The sequence below is a fragment of the Geomonas sp. Red32 genome (assembly GCF_023652955.1).
Lineage (GTDB): Bacteria > Desulfobacterota > Desulfuromonadia > Geobacterales > Geobacteraceae > Geomonas.
Genome location: NZ_JAKLOY010000001.1, coordinates 626,846 through 645,470, shown reverse-complemented (window position 1 = coordinate 645,470; position 18,625 = coordinate 626,846). Strand labels below are relative to the sequence as shown.

The window sequence follows — 18,625 nt, the reverse complement described above, 5'->3', positions numbered from 1 at the left end:
CCTCACTCGCCGGAGGGGATGCCGTACCGCCGGTACACCCCCCCGAGCTGTTTCAGCGCCGAGGCAAAATCGCACCGCTTCACCGACCGCCTGAACCCGTCCCATTCCGCGGACGGGTACAATGAGCCATTTACCTCGGCGAGCAGGTCGATCACCTGCATGTTGTTGCTTTCCAAAAGGGAAGCTATGCGGGCCAGGTACGAGGCGACCTTCTCGATGTCGATGGGCGCTTCCTCCCGGACGGCGCCGGTCTCCTCGGCTGCCGCACTGAAGAACCCCGCTATCGTCGCCGCGAGCTCCTGCTGCCGGACCGGCTTGGTCACCACCGCGTCGAATCCCTCGTCGCGCAGCTTGTCGATCCTCTCCTGGAGGGCATGGGCGGTCACCGCCACCACCGGGATGTGCCGCCCGCTCTCCCGTTCCCGCTCGCGGATCACGCGGGTCGCCTGCACGCCGTCCATTCCCGGCATGCTGACGTCCATCAGGATCAGGTCGAAATCCCCCGCCTCCCACTTCTCCACCGCTTCGCGCCCGTCGCTCGCCACCTCCACCATGTGGTCCATCCGGGTCAGCATCCCCTCCTCGACCTTCACGTTGATCGGGTCGTCCTCGGCCAAAAGCACCCGCAGTTTGCGCTGCTCCACGGGGGGCGGCGGTGCTTCGCCTTCCTCCTCCCAGGCGGGGTCGCGCAACAGCGGAACCTGCACGGTGAAGGTGCTCCCCACCCCTTCGCGGCTCTCGACCGTGATGGTCCCTCTCATGAGGCGGGCAAGCTTGCCGCAGATGGCGAGTCCGAGCCCGGATCCGCCGTATTTGCGGGTGGTGGAGCTGTCCGCCTGGCTGAAGGGATCGAAGATGCGGGAGAGGTCCTCGGGATTGATCCCGATCCCGGTGTCGGAGACCGAGACCCTCACCATCACCTCGCCTTTCCGCTCCCCGTCCGGCGGGACGGCGCCCCCCATGCCGTTTGCCTCTTGCTGAAGGGATGGGGAGGGCTCGGCGGCGGCAGCCAAGGGGGCCAGCGCGGCGGAGACGGTGATCCCCCCGGCGTGGGTGAACTTGACGGCATTGGAGAGGAAGTTGAGGACGATCTGCTTGAGCCTCAGCTGGTCCCCCGCCACCCGCTCCGGCACCTCGCCGGCGATCTCGATGGATATCGCGAGCCCCTTCTGCTGGATGAGCGGCAGCTGGTTGTTCACCACGTCCCGGATGCTGTCGCGGAAACTGAAGCGGTGGGTTTCCACCTCCAGGTGGCCGGACTCGATCTTGGAGAGGTCGAGGATGTCGTTCAAAAGGGCCATCAGGTTGGTGGCCGCCGAGTCGACGGTGTCCAGGCAATCCTTCTGCTGGCCGTCGAGCTTGGTCGCCCTGAGGAGCTGGGCCATCCCGAGGATGCCATTCATGGGGGTGCGGATCTCGTGGCTCATGTTGGCCAGAAACTCGCTCTTTGCGCGGTTCGCCTTCTCAGCCGCCTCCTTGGCCACCACCAGCTCGCTCTCGATCTTTTTCAAATTGCTGATGTCGAGGTGCTGGACCACCACGTTGGTCACCACGCCGTCGCTGATCACCGGCGACATGGTCACCTCCAGCATCTTCCGGGTCGGCTCGTGTACCTCGACGCCGCTACGGGTGGTGTCGTAACAGATGGTGAAGCGGACCGTTTCCCCCTTGGTGAAGACCTCTCGCACCAGCGGCAGGAACCCCTGCTCCCGAACCTGGGGGTCGGTCAGTATGTTGTAGCGGCCGACGATTTCCTCGTCGGTCACCTTGAGACACTCCTTCAGGGCCTCGTTGGCCCGCAGCAGCGTTCCGTCGCGGTCTGAGATCCACATGTTGACCGGGCTCTTCTCGATGATCCCTTCGAGGAAGGCCTGCGAGCTCTTGATCGCCTGCTCGGCCCGGACCCGTTCGGTGAGGTCGTGCATCATGACCAGGAATTCTCCGGCGAACTCGCCGCCGAGGGGGGCGGCGGTGGCCACCACGGTCTTGACCGTCCCGTCCTTGCAGCGGATCAGGAGCTCGATCGGTTCGAACGGCTCGTGCCGCTCCCGGGCCTTTTGCAGGTGGGCATCCCACTGGGCGGAGACCGCCTCGCGGTAGACGGGATCCGGGTAGGCCCGCTCCCGCCACGCATCGACGGTGGGGATCTCGGCGTGGGAGTAGCCGAAGGTGGTGACGAAGGATTCGTTGATGAAGGTGATCCGGTTCTTGCCGTCGTTGAGGGCGTAGGGAACCGGCGTGACGTCGATGATGGTGCGGAGCTTGTGCTCGCTCTTCAGAAGCTCCCCGGTCCGCTCCTCGACCTTGGCCTCCAGGCTCGCGTTGAGGTTGTTGATCTCCTCGAAGCGCTGGCGGAGGGCGTCGGACATGTCCCGGAAGTTCTCCATCAGGAGGTTGGCCTCCTCGATGATGCTCCGGTCCCAGCGAAGGGGCTCCCGCTGGCCGATCTTGGCCGGAAGGTCGGCGGTGACCGAGCGCAGATGCTGGAAGGAGGAGATGAGCCGGTTGCTGAAGACGTGGGCGAGTCCCATGGCCAAAAGGAGGACCACCAGGAGGTCGGTGAGCGAGCGGGAGTAGTCGGTGAACATCTGCTGCTGGAACGGCCCGACCGGGACCTCCAGGATGAGGCGCCATTCCGAGAGCATCCCCACCGCGGTCTCGGCGACGTACACCGCGTCCTTCCACTGGTCGGCCACCGAGATGTTCTTCCTCGCCTGCGGCATCCACTGGTAGAACCCCTCCTGAAGCGTTTTCATGGTCCCCGGCTTGCGCTCGAACGGCTTCATGATCCGCAGTTCCGGGGCGTTGGAGATCACCACCTTGTTGTTCTTGTCCACCAGGATGTAGCGGAGGTTGGGGAGGCTCTGGTTCTTGATATCGATCTCTACGAAACTCTGCAAGGTGGCGAGGTCGACGATCCCGGAGATGTAGCCTTGGTAGTTGCCGTCTTTAATGACCGGCGCCAGTAGCGGGACCATCGGCTTGGGACGTCCGATCCTGGCCATCACCACTTCGCCGACCAGCGGGGTCATCTGCTTTTTGAGGAGCGGGAGGTACGGGCGGCCGGCGAAGCTTCTGCCGATGTTGGACTGTCCCAGCTCGTCCGCGGTCGGGGCAAAGGCGACCGATATCGCGTTGCGGTCCTGCAGACCCACGCGGAGGAATTCGTTGTTGGAGGCCAAGGTCTCTTCGAGAGCCTGCTGGACTTTGGCGACCGGGTAGCGGGAGGACAGTTCCGCGAGGAAGGTCACCTCCGTCATGGCGCTGTTGAGCCAGTGGTCAAGGTGGGAAACGGTGCGGACGCTGCTGACCAGGGTGGCCTTGCGGATCCGGCGGTCGATCTCCGCCTGGTCCCTCCTGCTGTTGAAGGCCATGATCACCAGGAAGGGAAGGAGGACGAACAGGACCAGGGTGTTGAAGATCATCTCCCGCATCGGGAAGAAGCTGCGGCGGGAGAAGTAGGAGATGGCGATGAAGGCGAAGCGGGAGAGAAGGGCGTTGGTGACGCCGTTGACCGCCTGTTTTAGCGCGGCGACCTCGACGGTGCTCGACGGCAGATGCATCACCACGGAGTAGAAGAGAAAGACCAGCGGGATGCCGATGACGCTCCAGAAGAGGCCATCGGCGATCACGAAGTGCAGCCTGCGGCCGGAGGTGAGGAAGGCGACGGCCGCGGCCTCGAGCACCAGGATAACCGCGGCATAGGGGTGGTTCCAGAGGACGTAGGTATAGCTCCCGGCGACGAAGGCGGCGATGACCCCGGAGCGCCCCCCCAGCATCTGCAGGGCGAGCATGGTAAAGATGCTTCCGAACAGGAAGTCGATGCCGTAGAAGATCGGGTAGCGAAAATAGTTCCCGGCGATCCCGAGCATGGTCAGGAATACGAGTCTGCCGGCATCCTTCAGCCTGGTAGAATCCATCAATCCTCCCATGCATGCCTCGGATCTCCGCGCAATCCTGTCTATTCCAACATCCTCACTTATAACAGTGTCTGAATGAACTTCAAGTAATCCAGTGTGAGAGAATTCCCTATGAGGATTAACATTTTATCCTGAGAGTATGGCTGCGGGGCTCAGTCAGTGGGAGCCGTATGAATACCCTCGCGCTTTCGGGGGAGAGGGTGGCCGATGGAGACGTCAGGGTGGTTCAAACGGGTGAGGGCGGATTGAGGCGGGCGAGGGCGGATTCAAGACGAGGGCGGACACGGCGGAAGGGGGGATAAGGCGAGGGCGGATTCGCTGGTGAGCGCAGATTCCGGATTTTAAGCGGGGGAGGGGGGAGTGGCGAGGTAGGGGAGGAGCATGTTCCTGAGGATCTCGCTGCCGCGCCTGAGCGCCGCCTCGTCAACTTCCTCGCCCCCCACCTCCAGGTAGTTCAGCCAGAAAAGGGCCATCATCCAGATCTGCTCGGCCAGCAGGTCCCGCTGCTCCGGCGGCATCTGGCGCAAGAATCCCTGGGCCATGCTCAGATCCAGCGCTCCCCGCACCACCGCCAGGTTGAGCCGGTGGGAGACCACGAACATCTCCTTCAGCTCGGGGTCGCTCTGGACGAGGGCGGCCAGCTCCCGCTTGAAGAACCGGTAGCGCCAGTTGAAGCGCTGGATCATCAGGAAGGTCTCTTCCATGGAGGCCGCCGTCCCGGGGCCGGGACCGTCGTTGATCTCCTGGTACTCACGGAGCCCCACCTCGTGCATCTGGGCGAAGATGGCCCGGATGATCTCCTCCTTGTTCCGGAAGTGGTAGTAGAGGTTCCCGGAGCTGATCCCCATGGCGGCGGCGATGTGGTTGGTGGTGACCGCCTTGGTCCCCCTCTCGTTGAAGAGCTCGATGGCCGTCTCGACGATCCTGGCCTTGGTCTTTTCCGCTTTGGTCATCAGTACTCCAGGTGGAACTGCCGCACCCTCTTGAGGAAGGTCCCGAAGAGCCTGATCCTCAACAGCATGCCGTGAAGCCCGAACTTCATGAGGGCCGGAAGCGAACGGTACAACGGAACGGCCTCGGTGTAAAGCTTTGCCATCTCCTCGTAAAACTCGGCCAGCGGGAGCCGGGTGGGGATGAGGGCGTGGAGCATGTCGTACATCTCCGGGCGCTCGGTCAAGAGGTGCTCCTTCTCCGATTCGTGCAGCTCGGTCCCCGGCAGCGGGGTCATCACCGTGAAGGTGGCGTACTTGAGCTTGAGCTTTCTCACGTACTCCTTGAGGGAGACGAAGTCTTCCCTGCCGTAATCGGGGTCCACCATGAAGGAGGCGTACATCATCACCCCGAGCCGGTCGAGGATGGCGGCCGCCTGCTCCTGCTGGGCCACGGTTACCCCCTTCTTCATCGCCTTCAAACGGGCGTCCGAGAAGTCCTCCATCCCTACGAAAACCTGGGCGAGCCCGATCCGGGCCCATTTCTCGAAGAGCTCGGGATGATCGACGATGGTGTCCACCCGGGCGTAGAGAAAGTACTTCTTCCTGATCCCCGCCTCCTCGATCAATCCGGCCAGGCGCTCCATCCGGCGCGTGTCGCACATCGACTCGTCGTCGCAGAAGAAGACGTTCTCCTCGGCGATCCCCTTCAGTTCCCGCACCACCAGCTCCGGGTCGCGTCGGAGGTACTTGCCGCCGGTCAGCCCCCAGAGGGCGCAGAAGCTGCAGCGGGCGGTACACCCGAGCGAAGTCCTGATGGAGGCGAGCGGCTTGAACCACTCGCTGAAATAGTGGTTGCGGTACCGCTCGGTAAGCGTGCGGTCGGGGAAGGGGAGCTCGTCGAGCGGCGTGTACGGCTTTGGCTCGGTGAAGAGCATCCCTTCCGGAGACGGTATGCCGAGCCCGGCGACCGAGCTGAGCGCCCTCCCGTCAGCCAGGGCGGAGAGGGTCTCCCGCAGGGTGCCGACCCCTTCCCCGATCACCACCAGGTCGATCTCGGGCACGTTGAAATCGGCGGGGCGCACGGTGGCGTGGTGGCCGCCGGCGATGACGGTCGCCTGCGGGGCGTGTTGGCGCGCCTGCCGGGCGATCTCCTTGACGATGTTCAGGTGGCTGGTGAACCCGGTGATGCCGACGATGTCGGGATGGAAGGAGGCGAGGGTCTCGTCGAAGGTGCGCTCGATGCGGGCGTCGAGCAGGAGGACGGTGTGGCCGTCCGCGCGCGCCCCCGCCCCCAGGTACTCGAGTGCCAACGGCTCGAAAAGGTATACCCGGTCCATCAGCTCCGACGAACTGTACGGCTGAATCAAGAGCACTTTCATCGCCTGTCCCTCCTGTTGGTTTTAGTGTTGAAGCTCTATTTAGACTCTTTGCACTAAAAGGTCAAGGGGGAAAATCCGGGGAGGCTCCTCTTAGCCACGGATCGGACTGATAGGACTGATCGGACGGATCGGACGGATCGGACGGATCGGTCCGATGGGACAGGGCGCGGGTGGTGCGGGTGGTGCGGGCTCTGCGCTCAGGAGTGAGGAAAGGGAGTGTTGCGCTCAGTTGTCCAGGACTTTCATGAGCTTGCCGACCAGGAAGGGGTCGAGATTGCTGCCGGACATGGAGCGGATGATGGCCTTGGCCTCGGGGAGGGTGAATCCTTTGCGGTAGGGGCGGTCCATGGTGAGGGCGTCGCAGATGTCGGCGGCGGAGACGATCTGCGCTTCGATGGGGATCGACTTCGACTGCAGTCCCGCCGGGTATCCCTTGCCGTCGAAGCGCTCGTGGTGGTAGAGCACGATCTCCTGGACGGTCTGGGAGAGGTTGGCTTTCTTGACCACGTCGCAACCCCATTCGGGGTGCTTGCGGATGACGGTCTGTTCCTCCTCGGTGAGACTCCGCTCGGCGTTGAGGATATGCTCGGGGACGCCGATCTTGCCGCAGTCGTGGAGCCAGCTCCCGTACCTGATCTGGCGGCGGACGTCGTCCGGGATCCCGAGGGCCTCGGAGAGCTTCAGCGCCAGGGTAGCGACCCGGTCGCAATGCCCCTTGGTGCTGGCGTCCTTCAACTCGATGGTCTGGGCGAGCGAGTGGAGGATAAACTCGTCCTCGCGCTTCAGGGACTGCTGGACCCGGAACCTCCTGAGCCCCTCCTTCACCGCGCGCAGCATATCCCCCTTCTTCCACGGCTTGAGGACGAAGCGGAAGACCTCGCCGCTGTTGATGGCGGCCAGGGCGGTGGCGAGGCTCGCGTGGCCGGTCACCATGATCTTCACCGTGTCGGGGGAGAGTTTCTTGATCTCCGCCAGCAGCTCGATCCCCTGCATCCCGGGCATCTCGTTGTCCGAGACCACCACGGCCACCTGGTGCGCCCGGATGAGGTCGAGTGCCTCCAGCGCCGACGAGGCGGTCAGCACCTCGATCCCCCGGCCGGAGAAGAGTTCGCTCGTGTAGGTCAGGTAGCTCTTTTCGTCGTCTACGAACAGTACCGAATCAAGTTTTCTCTCAGGGAATGTCATTCGACCTCCTATCGCGCAGGAGATCGGCTGATCGACTCTGCGGACTGGCTCACGGGGAACCGGATACTCCTATCGGCACATTCTCGGGAAATCTTGAATCGGTTTCAAAGATACGCCGCCGGGGCGCGCCGGAGGGAGGTAGTGACTTTGGTCTTGCTTCAGCCACCATTTTGTATTTATAACGGCTGCGTGACGGTGTGACTGACTAAGGGGTGAGGTACTCGATCCATGGTGAAGGGAGCGGCAATTCCGGTATTGGCGGCCTGGTTGCTGGTGGCTATGGCGTCCCGTTCGCTCGCCGAGATCTACGTGTGGGAGGACGAGCGCGGCTCTCATGCTGTGACCGATCCCCGCGAGGTCCCTCCCGCGGTGCTGGAGAAATACGGAAAGGTGCAGGGAGATGGCGCTCCCGCCGGGAAGGACTCCGCGTCGGCTTCATCCTCTGCCCCGGCTTCGTCCACTGCCCCGGCCGCCGCCGGCGATACCGCAGCGGTGATCGCGCGGGAAAAATTCCAGGCCGCGGTTCCCTACCTGAAGGCCAAGCCCCCCCACCGGGACCTCAAGAAGGCCATCGAGCTCCTCGCTGCCTCCGCCACCAGAGGGAACGCCGACGGCCAGTTCTACCTCGGTGCCATCAACTACCTCGGGCTCGCCGGCCCCCGCAACGTCGCGGAAGCCTTCCGCTGGTTCAAACAGGCGGCCGATCAGGGGAACCCGGGGGGGCAATGCGGGCTCGCCCTCCTCTACGAGAGCGGCGAAGGGGGCGTCGTCCGGGACCCGTCCGAGGCGATACGGCTGTACCGGCTGGCGGGGGAACAGCAACCGGCCCGGGAGCTCAAGCCCTACGCCCAGATCATCCGCTACTCGGTGCTTAGGTACTACACCCTGACCGCCGAGCGGGGGAGGGTCTCCTCCCAGCTCTACCTGGGAAGCTTTCTCCTGCTCTGCCAAAGGTACGAGGACGCCTACCGCTACCTCCACTTGGCCGCCGACCAGGGCGACGGCCGCGCGCAGCGGCTTCTCGGCCTCATGTTTCTCAAAGGGAGCGGGATGGAAAGAAACCCGCGGGAGGCCGCCGCCTGGTTCCAGTTGAGCGCGCGGCAGAACGATCCCCTGGCCCAGCGGAATCTTGCCGTCCTCTACCGCACCGGCGTGGGCGTGGCCAGAAGTCCCCAGGACGCCTTCCGCTGGTACCTCGCGGCGGCGGAAAACGGCGATCTCGACTCCTTTCCCGAGGTAGCGTTCATGTACCTGGAGGGAACCGGGACCGGCAAGGACACCACCCTGGGGCTCAAATGGATACACCGGGCGGCCGACTACGGCTACGACCATGCCCAGGTCTGGCTGGGAATCTCCAACTCCCGCGGCCGCTACATGGAGCGCAACGACGTGGAGGGCCTCAAGTGGCTGACTATCGCCGCGGCCAAGGGGAACGCCACCGCCGCCAGACTGAAGGGGGAGATGGAGTCGACGCTCAACTCGGTCGAAGTCGAGGAGGCGGCGGCGCTGGCCGCCCAGTGGGTGGTGCTGCCGAAACCGCCGGCGGGAAGGGAGGCGGAGCTGCGCGAAGAGGCCGATCTCGGGCTGAACCTGGCCGAGTCCCCGGAGACCATCGCCCTCCTCCAGGAGACCGTGCCCCCGCTGGATCTCTATGGCCCCGGCCCCGCCCCTTCACCCAAACTGCAGTCCCGGCCAGCAGTGCCAACGGGACGGGCCTCCGTCGACGGCCGCCGTTAAGTACGACTTCATTCCCCGCTCCGCTAATCCGCCTGTCATAGCATCGCTTCCCGCCTCCCGTTTTTTCTCTTAAGGTTGCCACATTCCATACCGATAACTGTCAGCAGAAGAGCAGGCGAGTGACTTATCCACTCGTTTACCCTGTGTCGGCGAATCCTTCGACCAAGTAATTGCGGCAATAAGTAGGATCTTTTAGGTACAAAGGGGTACAGCTATGTCAATCTTTTTGAATCTTCGCCTGTTCTCGAAGTTCTCCGTTTTCGCTGCCCTCGTTTCAGCCATCATGCTGGTACTTCTCGGGATCTCGTACAGCGGACTAAAAGGGAGCGAGCGGCGGTTTTCCGAGTACACCGAAAAGTACCAGGGGGTAGGGCAGACGCTTTTCAAGATCCAGGCTCAGGGGCTCCAGGCCGAGCAGGCGATCCGCAATGTCGTACTCAACCCGGCCGACGACAAGGCGATGGCCAATTACCAGAAGGCGGTGGCGGACCTCCAGACCCTGGAGGCGGAGACCGTGAAGCTCTCGGCGGGAATGGAGGGGATTCCGGCGCTCATGGAGAAGCTGCAGGGGCAGTATGAGCAGCATACCGCGCTGCAGAAGTCCATCATCGCCCTCGCGCGGGGCGGGCAGGTCCCGGCGGCTGTGGAGGAGCTGAAGAGCAAGGAGACCCCGAGCTGGCGCGGGATAAAGGACATCATCCAGGCCCTGCAGGACACCTCCAAGCAGAACCTCCAGCAGCAGAAGATTGCCCTCAACAAGTTCACCCGTTCAAACTTCACCGTCACCGTGGTGGCGCTGGTGCTCTCGCTGCTGGTCGCCAACCTGCTGCTCTTCATCCTCATGAAGGTCATCGATAAGCCGATGAAGCAGCTCCTCTCCCGGCTGCGCGACATCTCCTCAGGCGAGGGAGACCTGAGCAAAAGGCTTGCGGTAGAGGGATCCGACGAGTTCGCCGATACCGCCGCCGCCCTCAACGAGTTCATCGAGAAGATCGCCCGTACCGTCTCGGCGGTGCAGGAGACCACCGCGTCGCTCACCCAGGCCGCCCATCAGCTCAACAACGCCTCCGAGAAGGTGGCGGGGAGCTCGGAGCAGGTAGCCGGGGAAGCCACCAGCGTGGCCAACGCCAGCGAGGAGATGGCGGCGACCAGCATGGAGATCGCCAACAACTGCCACATGGCGGCCACCAGCGCCAAGGAGGCCGCTTCGCTTACCGAGAGAGGGTTCGAGACCGTGCGCCACACGGTGGAAGGGATCAAGGCGCGGGGCGGGCTGACCAGGAAGAGCGCGGAGGCGATCTCTTCGCTGGGCGAGCGTTCCGACAAGATCGGCGACATCGTCTCCACCATCGAGGACATCGCCGATCAGACGAACCTCCTGGCCTTGAATGCGGCCATCGAGGCGGCCCGGGCCGGCGAGCAGGGACGCGGGTTCGCCGTGGTGGCCGACGAGGTGCGGGCGCTGGCCGAGCGGACCACCCGCGCCACCCGCGAGATCGGCGAGATGATCAAGGGGATCCAGCAGGAGACCCGGCAGGCCATCGCCTCCATGGAGGAGGGGGTGCGGGGTACCGAGCACGAGGCGGCCGAGGCCGAGCTTCTCGAGCGGAGCCTGAAAGACATCCTGGACCAGGTCCAGGCGGTGACCGGCCAGGTGAACCAGATCGCCTGCGCCATCGAAGAACAGACGGCCACCACCAACGACATCTCCGGGAACATCCTCCGGATTTCGGAGGCGACCCAGGAGACCTCGCGCGGCGCGCAGGAGACCGCGGGCGCCTCCGCGACCCTCACCCGTTTAAGCGACGACATGAAGGGGCTCATGGTCCACTTCAGGCTGTAAAGATCCGTTCCGCACGGCAAGAAAAAGGGGAGGTTCCGCACGGCGGGCCTCCCGGACGCTCCCTCCTTGAAAAACGAGACGGCGGGCCGAACCAACTAAGGATCGACCCGCCGTCTCCGTCTTACCCAAAATGTTCCCACAAAAAGGGGGGGCTGATTGGCAAGCCCCCCGCGTCCACAATCCCCTCACTCAGGGGCAGACAACTCTAGGCGCGGCCGCTTAGGCTCCCCCTTCCGTCATGTTGCTGAACATATCGGTGTCTTCTTTGAGCTCCCGTTTGAGGTAGTTCAGTTCCGCCGGGGTGTACACCGCGGTCCCCTTGTTGATCTCGCGCTGCAGTTTCTCGATCCGCTGCGGCAGGTCGTAGATCGTGCCGTTGCAGTTATGGGCTACCAGCAGGCATTCGTTTTTCTGGACGCCGTTGCCGCTGGTCCCCTGGTCCGTCCCCGACCATCCCATGTCACCGGCGAAGGCCGGCAAGGCAGAGAGGAGCGTCGTGGCGGTGAAAATGGCAATTTTCTTGGCTATGGGTTTCATGGGGTGACCTCCATTGTGTCAATAGGAAGTGGTATCGGCATACTAGAAGTATAGCCCCCCTGCGCTTTGATGCAAGTGAAAATTATTATCATAGTGATATGCTTTGTAGATCAGTCTGTTGTGCCGTATTTGTGAGAAAAATTTATACCGGAGCTAGCGCTGTGAGGGTTCGCTTCTGGCCTTTTGACTGTGGGCGGGGATGCCGTGCCTTGCCATGGGAGCGCTATGACAGAGGTCAGAAGGACTTTGACCAGAGCACGAGGGCGCTGCCACCGCTCGTGCCGTGCCTCAGCATTCCCGAGTCGTAGGCGTATTCCAGGTGGAGCTCCGATTGAAACAGGAACCCGCTGGTGACGCCGGCCGAGACGGCATTCCCTTCCCCCTCGTCGAAGTTGCGCGACGGGTCGGAGAAGAGCTCGCGCCGGACCCAGGCATGGGTGCCGCGCAGGTGGAGATAGAGGAAGGAGAAGATTTCGCGCCGGTATTCCAGGGCGCCGATGAGGTAATCGGAGGCGGGATACTGCCCGAAGACGGCACCGGGATACACGAGCCGGTCGAGGTCGTCGGCCTCGGAGGGGATGGGACCGCCGCCGATCCGGTAGGCGGAGAAGCGGTCGAGGGTGCCGTAGGGGGTGAAGCCGCCGTTGAAGCTCGCCAGCAGCCGGTTCTTTTCGGAGAGGCCGGGGAGGCCGGTGGCGACGGTGAGGTAGCCGGAGAGCTTGAGGTACTGGCGGGTATCGTTGGCGGAGAGCACCGGCCCGCCATAGGAGGCATCCGACCAGTGTGCCCGCTGGGCGATTTCCACGTCGAGCCCCCCGGCCATCCCTTCGTGGGGGAGCTCCATCAGGTTTCTGCGCATGCCGTCGTAACGGACCCGCACCAGGGGGCCGTGGACCACGGTGTCGGGGGGGAGCTTCACCTCCGGCGCGGTCTCGTCCACCCTCCGGTTGTAGAGGTATTGCACCTGGTAGAAGAACTGCAGGCGGAGGTCGTTGTCGATCTGGGAGGGGGATACCGGGAGCCGGAGCCCGACCCCCATCCGCCCGCCGAAGTTCCCCCACTCCAGGGCGCTCCCCGCCACCTCGCGGCCGTTGTCGATTTCCATGCGGGTGAAGGGGATGGTGGTGTTGTCGACGTGCCAGAGAAACTGCAGCTCGCCCTTGCTTTGGGAGAGGTCGACGTCGTTGACGAACCCGCTGAAGGTTCCCCTCAGGCGGGTGTCGTTCCAGCGGTGCTTCAAGTAGAAGGCGCCGATCGGTATGAATTCGTGGCCGCCGAGATCCGGAACGAAGAACGAGCCCCCGAGCACAGCCGCCAGGGTGTTGTCGCGGTTGCGGGTGGCGACCAGGTAGTGTTTGCCTAAGCACTCGATGTCGCACTGCTCCCCGGCCAGCGGGGTGCGGTAGGGCTCGGGGGAGGTGTCGGCATGGGCGGGGGCGGCGCCGGCCAGGAGGGGGAGGAGGGCGAAGAGGGATATTAGCCCCATCCTCACCCTGTCCCTCCCCTTGAAGGGGAGGGGACCTGGTTGCGCTGGCGTACACAGGAGCGCTGGTGGCCGGGGGGGCTCCACGATGACCTCTATTTCAGGGAGTGGAGGCCGATCATGTTCCCTTCGCTGTCATAGACGAGGGAGATGAAACCGTACTTGCCGATCGACATCTTCGGCTTCTCGACCTTGCCGCCGGCGCCGGCCACCCGCCCCTCTTCGACCGAGCAGTCCTCACAGCTGAAGTAGACGATGGTCGAGTTCCCCCCGGAGGAGACCCCCGGCATCTTGACCAGCGCACCCCCCGCCCCGTAACTGGTCATGTCGCTCGGGAAGGACCAAAGCTCCAGGCCGGGCATGGGGCCGAGCTCCTGGAATTCCACCTGGAAAACCGTGCCGTAGAACCTCTTGGCCCGCTCCATGTCCTGAACGTATATCTCGAACCATCCCGCAGGATTCCTCATGACATGCTCCTTTATCTATTTCAGTAGTGGAAAGTCCCGTTCAAAAGCATAGCCCAGATAGCTGGTGCCGCAACGGCATTGCCTCAAGCTCGCCCGATAATCCCGTCTACGTTCCTCCCGCACCGGAAAACCCGCTCATTGTGGTGTACAATTCAGAAGATCAATCAATCCATAGAATGCCTGATCCAGGTAACGGCGCGCCGGTGACTTCACCGGGAGCGCCTGAGACAGTGCCATGCCCGGCTGTGAAAGGAGGAAGTATGGGGATGATGAAGGAGTTCAAGGAATTCGCCGTCAAGGGGAACGTAGTTGACCTGGCCGTCGGTGTCATCATCGGGGCCGCCTTCGGCAAGATCGTTTCGTCGCTCGTGGCCGACGTGGTGATGCCGCCCGTCGGGGTGCTCCTCGGCGGGGTCGATTTCACCCACCTCGCGGTGGTAATCAAGGAGGGGGTGGGGGCCAAGCCGCCGGTCCTGATCAGCTACGGCAAGTTCATCAACACGATTATCGATTTCGTCGTCATCGCTTTCGTGGTATTCCTGGCGGTCAAGGGGTTCAACCGGCTCAGAAGGCAGGAGTCTCCCCCGCCTCCCGGCCCCACCAAGGACCAGGAGCTCCTGACCGAGATCAGGGATCTATTGAAAGAGAGGAGATGACGGCGTGCAGCAGGTGGTCGATTTCATACTGGAGTTGGACAAGCTCAAGGGGGTGACCAGGAAGAACAAGCCCCTTGGGCTTTCGCGTTTCGAGAACTCGGCGGAGCACAGCTGGCAGATTGCCATGCTCGCCTGGTCGCTGGAGCAGTACGCGGCCGAGCCGGTCGACATCCGCCGGGTGATCGGCATGCTCCTGGTCCACGACATCGGTGAGATCGACACCGGCGACGTCATCGTCTACGCGGTGGGGGGATGGGAGGAGCGCAAGGAGGCGGAACGGCGGGCGGTGGAGCGGATCTTCGGCCTCCTCGACGAGCCGCACCGCTCCCACTTCCTGGGGCTCTGGCTCGAGTTCGACGAGGAGGCGACTCCCGAGGCGGTCTTCGCCCACGCGGCCGACCGGGCCATGCCGGCCCTCTTGAACCTGGCCCAAAACGGCCAGAGCTGGTGCGAAAACGGCATCGGCTACGAGCAGGTCGTCAACCGGATCGGTCCCCCGATCCGGAGGGGGTGCCCGGCCCTCTGGGATTACCTGGAGGCGAGGCTCGCGAAGGAGCGGGAAAAGGGGTGGTTCACGACGCCCGCTCAAGGGTGAAGGAGAAGGTTGCCCCCTTCCCCTCGGCCCCCTCGGCCCAGATCCGGCCGCCGTGGCGCTCGATGATCCGGTGGGCGGTGGCGAGCCCGATCCCCTCCCCCTCGAACTCGGCGCCGTGCAGCCGCTCGAAGGGCTTGAAGAGGTTGGAGCGGTAGCTCATGTCGAAGCCGGCGCCGTTGTCCCTCACGTAGCAGACCGGCTCGCCGTCGAGCACCCCGCGGCCGAACTCGATGCGGGGCGTCTCGGTGCGGGAGGTATACTTCCAGGCGTTCTCCAAAAGGTTCACCATGAGCTGGCTCAACAGGTGCTGGTCCCCCTGCACGACGACCCCCGGCTCGATGGCCGCGTCCACCCGCCGGCTTGGCTCGGTCTCCCTGAGCATCCCGAGCACGTCGGCCGCCACCTGGCTCAGGTCCACCGGGACCGGCTTGAGCTCCACCCTCGCCACCCGGGAAAGCTCCAGCAGGTGGTCGATGAGCGATCCCATCCTGCTGGAGGCGGCGGTCATCCGGGATAAATACTCGCGGGCCCCGGCCGGGATCTCCTCCCCGAACTCCTCCATGAGCAGCGAGCCGTAACTGTTGATGTGGCGAAGCGGCGCCCTGAGGTCGTGGGAGACCGAGTAGCTGAAGGATTCCTGCTCCCGGATCGCCACCCGCAGGTCAGCGGTCCTCTCGCTCACCCGCTGCTCCAAAAGCTCGTTGGCCAGCCTCAACTCCTCCCTGCTCGCCAGTAACTCCCTCTGCATAAGCATCTGCTCGGCTATGTCCCAGGTAAGATCCGCGAAGAGCGAAACCGTCCGCAGATCGGCCGCCACGTAGTCCGCCGGCTTGTTACCGGTCCCCAAGACAGCGACGATCCTCCCGTTGCGGTACACCGGGACCACCATTTCCCTCACCACCGGCGCGTGCCCGGCCGGGAGTCCGCGGCGGTGCGGCAGGGTGGCGTAGTCGTTGTGGATGGAGGGGAGACCGTCCCGCAGGCAGTCCACCCAGACCCCGGCCTGTTCCACGCCGTAGTGTCCCCCCTCCCGCTCCCTTTTGCAGAAGGTCTCGGTGGTCCTGGTGGACCAGGCCTTCAAGGTGACGAAGCTAGAATCCTCGTCGAAGAAGTGGTAGAAGCCGATCCGGCTCCCGGTCAGCCGCTCCACCTCGTCGAGCGCCTCGACGAGGAGCTCCTCCAGCGTGTGGCTGGCGGCGAAGCGCATCAGCCTGATCCGGGCGAGGTGGACCTCGTTCATCTGTTTGAGCTGGGAGATATCGTGCAGGGTCTCGAGGCCGGCCTTCCACGCATTGGCAGGGCGGGCGATTTGCGCAAGGAATTGGTCGCGGCTGAGGCCAAGGCTCTCGAGGGCGGCGGCCTTGACCTCCGCCACGGTGGCGTCAGTTTCCAGGCAGAAGGCTCCCCGGGCCATGTCGCCGATTGTGACGGGGTACTTGTTGGGGTCGTCGTCCATGGCGCTCCGGTTCCTGTCTCGGGGCAGTGAAGGCATTGAAGATGGGGGGCAAAGGAATCTCGGTACTGTCAGAGGAGTTTGATCGGCCTCTCATACGGAGGCAAAGGCCGTTGGGGATACTAGCACAATGCCCGATCAGAATGAAAGGATTTCCATGTGGATGGAATGCGATTTTCTCCGGTACAGAGCTTTGAGCTCTTGTATTGTTCGACGTCGAGATTTCTCTTCAGATCGCGGCCAATGATGACGAAAAGATGAAGTGGCGCAAAGTGTATGAGTATCGTGCTCCTCGAACAGTCACAAGGGGGTGGGATAATGCTGAGCACTGTGTCTCCGGATATGCTCCTCGAATGTCTCTTTGAGGGGGTCTACTTCGTCGACAAGGAACGCCAGATCGCCTTCTGGAATGCCGGGGCGGAGAGGATAGCCGGATTCTCCCGCGCCGAGGTGATTGGCTCGTGCTGTGCGGACAATCTCCTTTGCCACATCAGCGGGGAGGGGACCGAGCTTTGTCTCAACGGCTGCCCGCTGGCGGCCACCATGGAGGACGGGCAACAGCGCGAGAGCCGGGTCTTTCTCCGCCACAAGCTCGGCCACCGGGTGCCGATCCTGGTCCGCACCTCGCCGGTGCGCGACGCGGAGGGGAACGTCGTGGGGGCCGTCGAGGTCTTCAGCGACAACTCCTCCTCGATGCAGATACTCCAGGAGTACGAGAAGCTCAAAAAGGAAGTCTATCTCGACCAGTTGACCGGAGTGGGGAACCGCCGGTACGGGGAGATGACCCTGGTCAACCGGCTCTTCAACCTTGCCACCAACGGATTCCCCTTCTCCGTCCTTTTCATGGACATCGACCATTTCAAGCGGTTCAACGACGAGTTCGGCCACCGGACCGGCGACCAGCTTCTGACCATGGTGGCCCGCTCGGTCGCCCTTTGCCTTCGCAAGGTCGACGTGGTCGCCCGCTGGGGTGGCGAGGAGTTCGTGGCGATCCTCCCCGGCGCGGCCGGCGAGGTGCTGGCCATGGTGGCGGAGCGGGTGCGCGCGGTGGTAGAGAAGAGCTTCGTGATGGTCAACGGCGAGCGGGTGAGTGTCACCGTTTCCATCGGGGCCACGGTGGCCCGGTCGGACGACGACCTGGAGTCGGTGGTGCACCGGGCCGACGAGCTTATGTACCGGAGCAAGAATGGCGGGAGGAACCGGGTGACCATGGACTGGCCCCCGCAGTGAGCGGCAGGCCCGTCCAGTCCGCTGAGCCCGCCTAGTCCGACCTGTCCGACTTGTCCGACTTGTCCGACTGGTCCGACTGGTCCGACTGCCGATCAGCGGACCCGGTAGCCGTCCTCCTCCCGGCAGATGAACCCTTCCCGCTCGAGCTGGAGCAGGTTCTTTTCCAGCGAGGCGGCCGCCTCCGGCACTGCCCCCCGGAGCTCTTGGCCGGTGATGCCGGGGTTGGCGAGGATCGCCTTCAGGATCAGGCTCCGCTGCTCGCGGTTCGAGCCCCGGAAGGGTGACTGCCGGGTGTGGTGGGCGCTGCGGCGGCTCGGGTTCTCCCCGGTCCTCTTCAGCTGCGAGCCGTAGTCCATCAGCGCGTAGTACCACTCGCGCGGATCTTCCCGGTCCATGGTGGCCTCCACCAGCGGGAGGATGAGGGCGTCGGAAACCTTCTCTTCGCCGGGGAAAAAGTGGTGGAGATAGACGGAGCGTATGTTGGTCTCGATGAACGGGGTCGGTTCCCCGAAGGCGAAGAGTGCCACCGCCCGCGCGGTGTAGGGGCCGATTCCCGGCAGCGCCTCGAGCTCGGGGATCCCGCCCGGAAGCCTTCCCCCGCACCGCTCGACCACCGCCTCCGCGCAGAGCTTGAGCGAGATGGCCCGGCGGTTGTACCCAAGCCCCTGCCAGAGGGAGAGGACGTCGGCCAGCGGAGCCCGGGCCAGCTCCTCGAACCCGGGGAAGACCGCCAGAAACGCCCGGTACTTCTCCCGGACCCGGTCCACCTGGGTCTGCTGGAGCATGATCTCCGAGACCAGGATGGCATAGGGGTCGCGGGTCTCCCGCCAGGGGAGCGAGCGCCCGTGGGCGCGGTAGTAGGCGAGGATGCGCTCCCGGAAGGCACTCGCCTCCTCTTCGCTCAAGGCGGCGGCGTTCGCGCCGCTGGCCGCCTTTCCCCGCTTTCCTCCCCCCTTCCCGGCCGCGGCCTCCGACTCCCTGTCATTACTCTTCCGGGCATGATCCCCGTGTCCGTTTTTCCCCTTCACTATCGTCCCCCTGCCTTGCACCTTTTCCCTTGCCGGTCGTGCCGCCGCCTATCGAGCCGGCCTGTCGCGCATTCTGTCGAGCCGCACCGATTGTAGCCATTTTGCCCCGGCCGGCAAGCGGAAAAAGGGAGCTCGCCTGCCGCGCTAACCGGGCCTAATAACAATAAATTTTGTAAATTA

General features: G+C 63.9%; 14 protein-coding genes. 5 read left to right on the top strand and 9 right to left on the bottom strand.

What is annotated here, in order from left to right; all coding sequences use genetic code 11:
• Positions 1 to 2: 2 nt before the first annotated feature.
• From L4X63_RS02815 to L4X63_RS02800, 4 genes are all read right to left on the bottom strand, one after another.
• Positions 3 to 3,920, bottom strand: a complete 3,918-nt coding sequence (locus L4X63_RS02815) for an ATP-binding protein (protein WP_250677067.1) — start codon at positions 3,918 to 3,920, stop codon at positions 3 to 5.
• Positions 3,921 to 4,261: 341 nt separating this feature from the next.
• On the bottom strand, positions 4,262 to 4,873 hold the full coding sequence (locus tag L4X63_RS02810; protein WP_250677066.1) for a TetR/AcrR family transcriptional regulator: 612 nt from the start codon (positions 4,871 to 4,873) through the stop codon (positions 4,262 to 4,264).
• Positions 4,873 to 6,231, bottom strand: coding sequence for a B12-binding domain-containing radical SAM protein (locus tag L4X63_RS02805; RefSeq protein WP_250677065.1), 1,359 nt, complete (start codon positions 6,229 to 6,231; stop codon positions 4,873 to 4,875). The genes L4X63_RS02810 and L4X63_RS02805 overlap by 1 nt, the downstream gene beginning before the upstream one ends.
• Positions 6,232 to 6,456: 225 nt before the next feature.
• Positions 6,457 to 7,416, bottom strand: coding sequence for an HD-GYP domain-containing protein (locus tag L4X63_RS02800; protein ID WP_250677064.1), 960 nt, complete (start codon positions 7,414 to 7,416; stop codon positions 6,457 to 6,459).
• Positions 7,417 to 7,644: 228 nt separating this feature from the next.
• Between L4X63_RS02800 and L4X63_RS02795 the strand changes: the two genes are divergently transcribed.
• Both L4X63_RS02795 and L4X63_RS02790 read left to right on the top strand, forming a co-directional pair.
• A complete protein-coding gene (locus tag L4X63_RS02795; RefSeq protein ID WP_250677063.1) occupies positions 7,645 to 9,153 on the top strand; it encodes a tetratricopeptide repeat protein in 1,509 nt (502 codons plus the stop codon).
• 214 nt (positions 9,154 to 9,367) lie between these two features.
• Complete coding sequence (locus L4X63_RS02790) at positions 9,368 to 10,996, top strand: methyl-accepting chemotaxis protein (RefSeq protein ID WP_250677062.1); 1,629 nt, start codon at positions 9,368 to 9,370, stop codon at positions 10,994 to 10,996.
• 219 nt (positions 10,997 to 11,215) lie between these two features.
• Here the strand turns inward: L4X63_RS02790 and L4X63_RS02785 are convergent, their stop codons facing one another.
• From L4X63_RS02785 to L4X63_RS02775, 3 genes are all read right to left on the bottom strand, one after another.
• Positions 11,216 to 11,533, bottom strand: coding sequence for a hypothetical protein (locus tag L4X63_RS02785; protein ID WP_250677061.1), 318 nt, complete (start codon positions 11,531 to 11,533; stop codon positions 11,216 to 11,218).
• Positions 11,534 to 11,768: 235 nt separating this feature from the next.
• The gene (locus L4X63_RS02780) at positions 11,769 to 13,019 is read right to left on the bottom strand and encodes a BamA/TamA family outer membrane protein (RefSeq protein ID WP_250677060.1); all 1,251 of its coding nucleotides are present in this window, start codon (positions 13,017 to 13,019) and stop codon (positions 11,769 to 11,771) included.
• 92 nt (positions 13,020 to 13,111) lie between these two features.
• Positions 13,112 to 13,483 (bottom strand): VOC family protein, encoded by a 372-nt coding sequence (locus L4X63_RS02775; RefSeq protein ID WP_250677059.1) that lies wholly within the window; start codon positions 13,481 to 13,483, stop codon positions 13,112 to 13,114.
• A gap of 266 nt (positions 13,484 to 13,749) precedes the next feature.
• Between L4X63_RS02775 and mscL the strand changes: the two genes are divergently transcribed.
• Together mscL and L4X63_RS02765 are read left to right on the top strand one after the other, a co-directional pair.
• Entirely contained in the window at positions 13,750 to 14,139 is a 390-nt protein-coding gene (gene mscL / locus L4X63_RS02770; protein ID WP_502799897.1) for a large-conductance mechanosensitive channel protein MscL, read from the top strand.
• Positions 14,140 to 14,143: 4 nt separating this feature from the next.
• Positions 14,144 to 14,734, top strand: a complete 591-nt coding sequence (locus tag L4X63_RS02765) for an HD domain-containing protein (RefSeq protein WP_250677057.1) — start codon at positions 14,144 to 14,146, stop codon at positions 14,732 to 14,734.
• On the opposite strand, the gene L4X63_RS02760 is transcribed toward L4X63_RS02765, so the two are convergent.
• Positions 14,712 to 16,226: a sensor histidine kinase gene (locus tag L4X63_RS02760; protein ID WP_250677056.1), complete on the bottom strand. Its 1,515-nt coding sequence runs from the start codon at positions 16,224 to 16,226 to the stop codon at positions 14,712 to 14,714. The genes L4X63_RS02765 and L4X63_RS02760 overlap by 23 nt on opposite strands.
• A 279-nt stretch (positions 16,227 to 16,505) precedes the next feature.
• On the opposite strand from L4X63_RS02760, the gene L4X63_RS02755 reads away from it, so the two are divergent.
• On the top strand, positions 16,506 to 17,417 hold the full coding sequence (locus L4X63_RS02755) for a GGDEF domain-containing protein (protein ID WP_250677055.1): 912 nt from the start codon (positions 16,506 to 16,508) through the stop codon (positions 17,415 to 17,417).
• 92 nt (positions 17,418 to 17,509) lie between these two features.
• Here L4X63_RS02755 and L4X63_RS02750 read toward each other — a convergent pair whose 3' ends face one another.
• Positions 17,510 to 18,445, bottom strand: coding sequence for an HhH-GPD family protein (locus L4X63_RS02750; RefSeq protein ID WP_250677054.1), 936 nt, complete (start codon positions 18,443 to 18,445; stop codon positions 17,510 to 17,512).
• Positions 18,446 to 18,625: the final 180 nt, after the last annotated feature.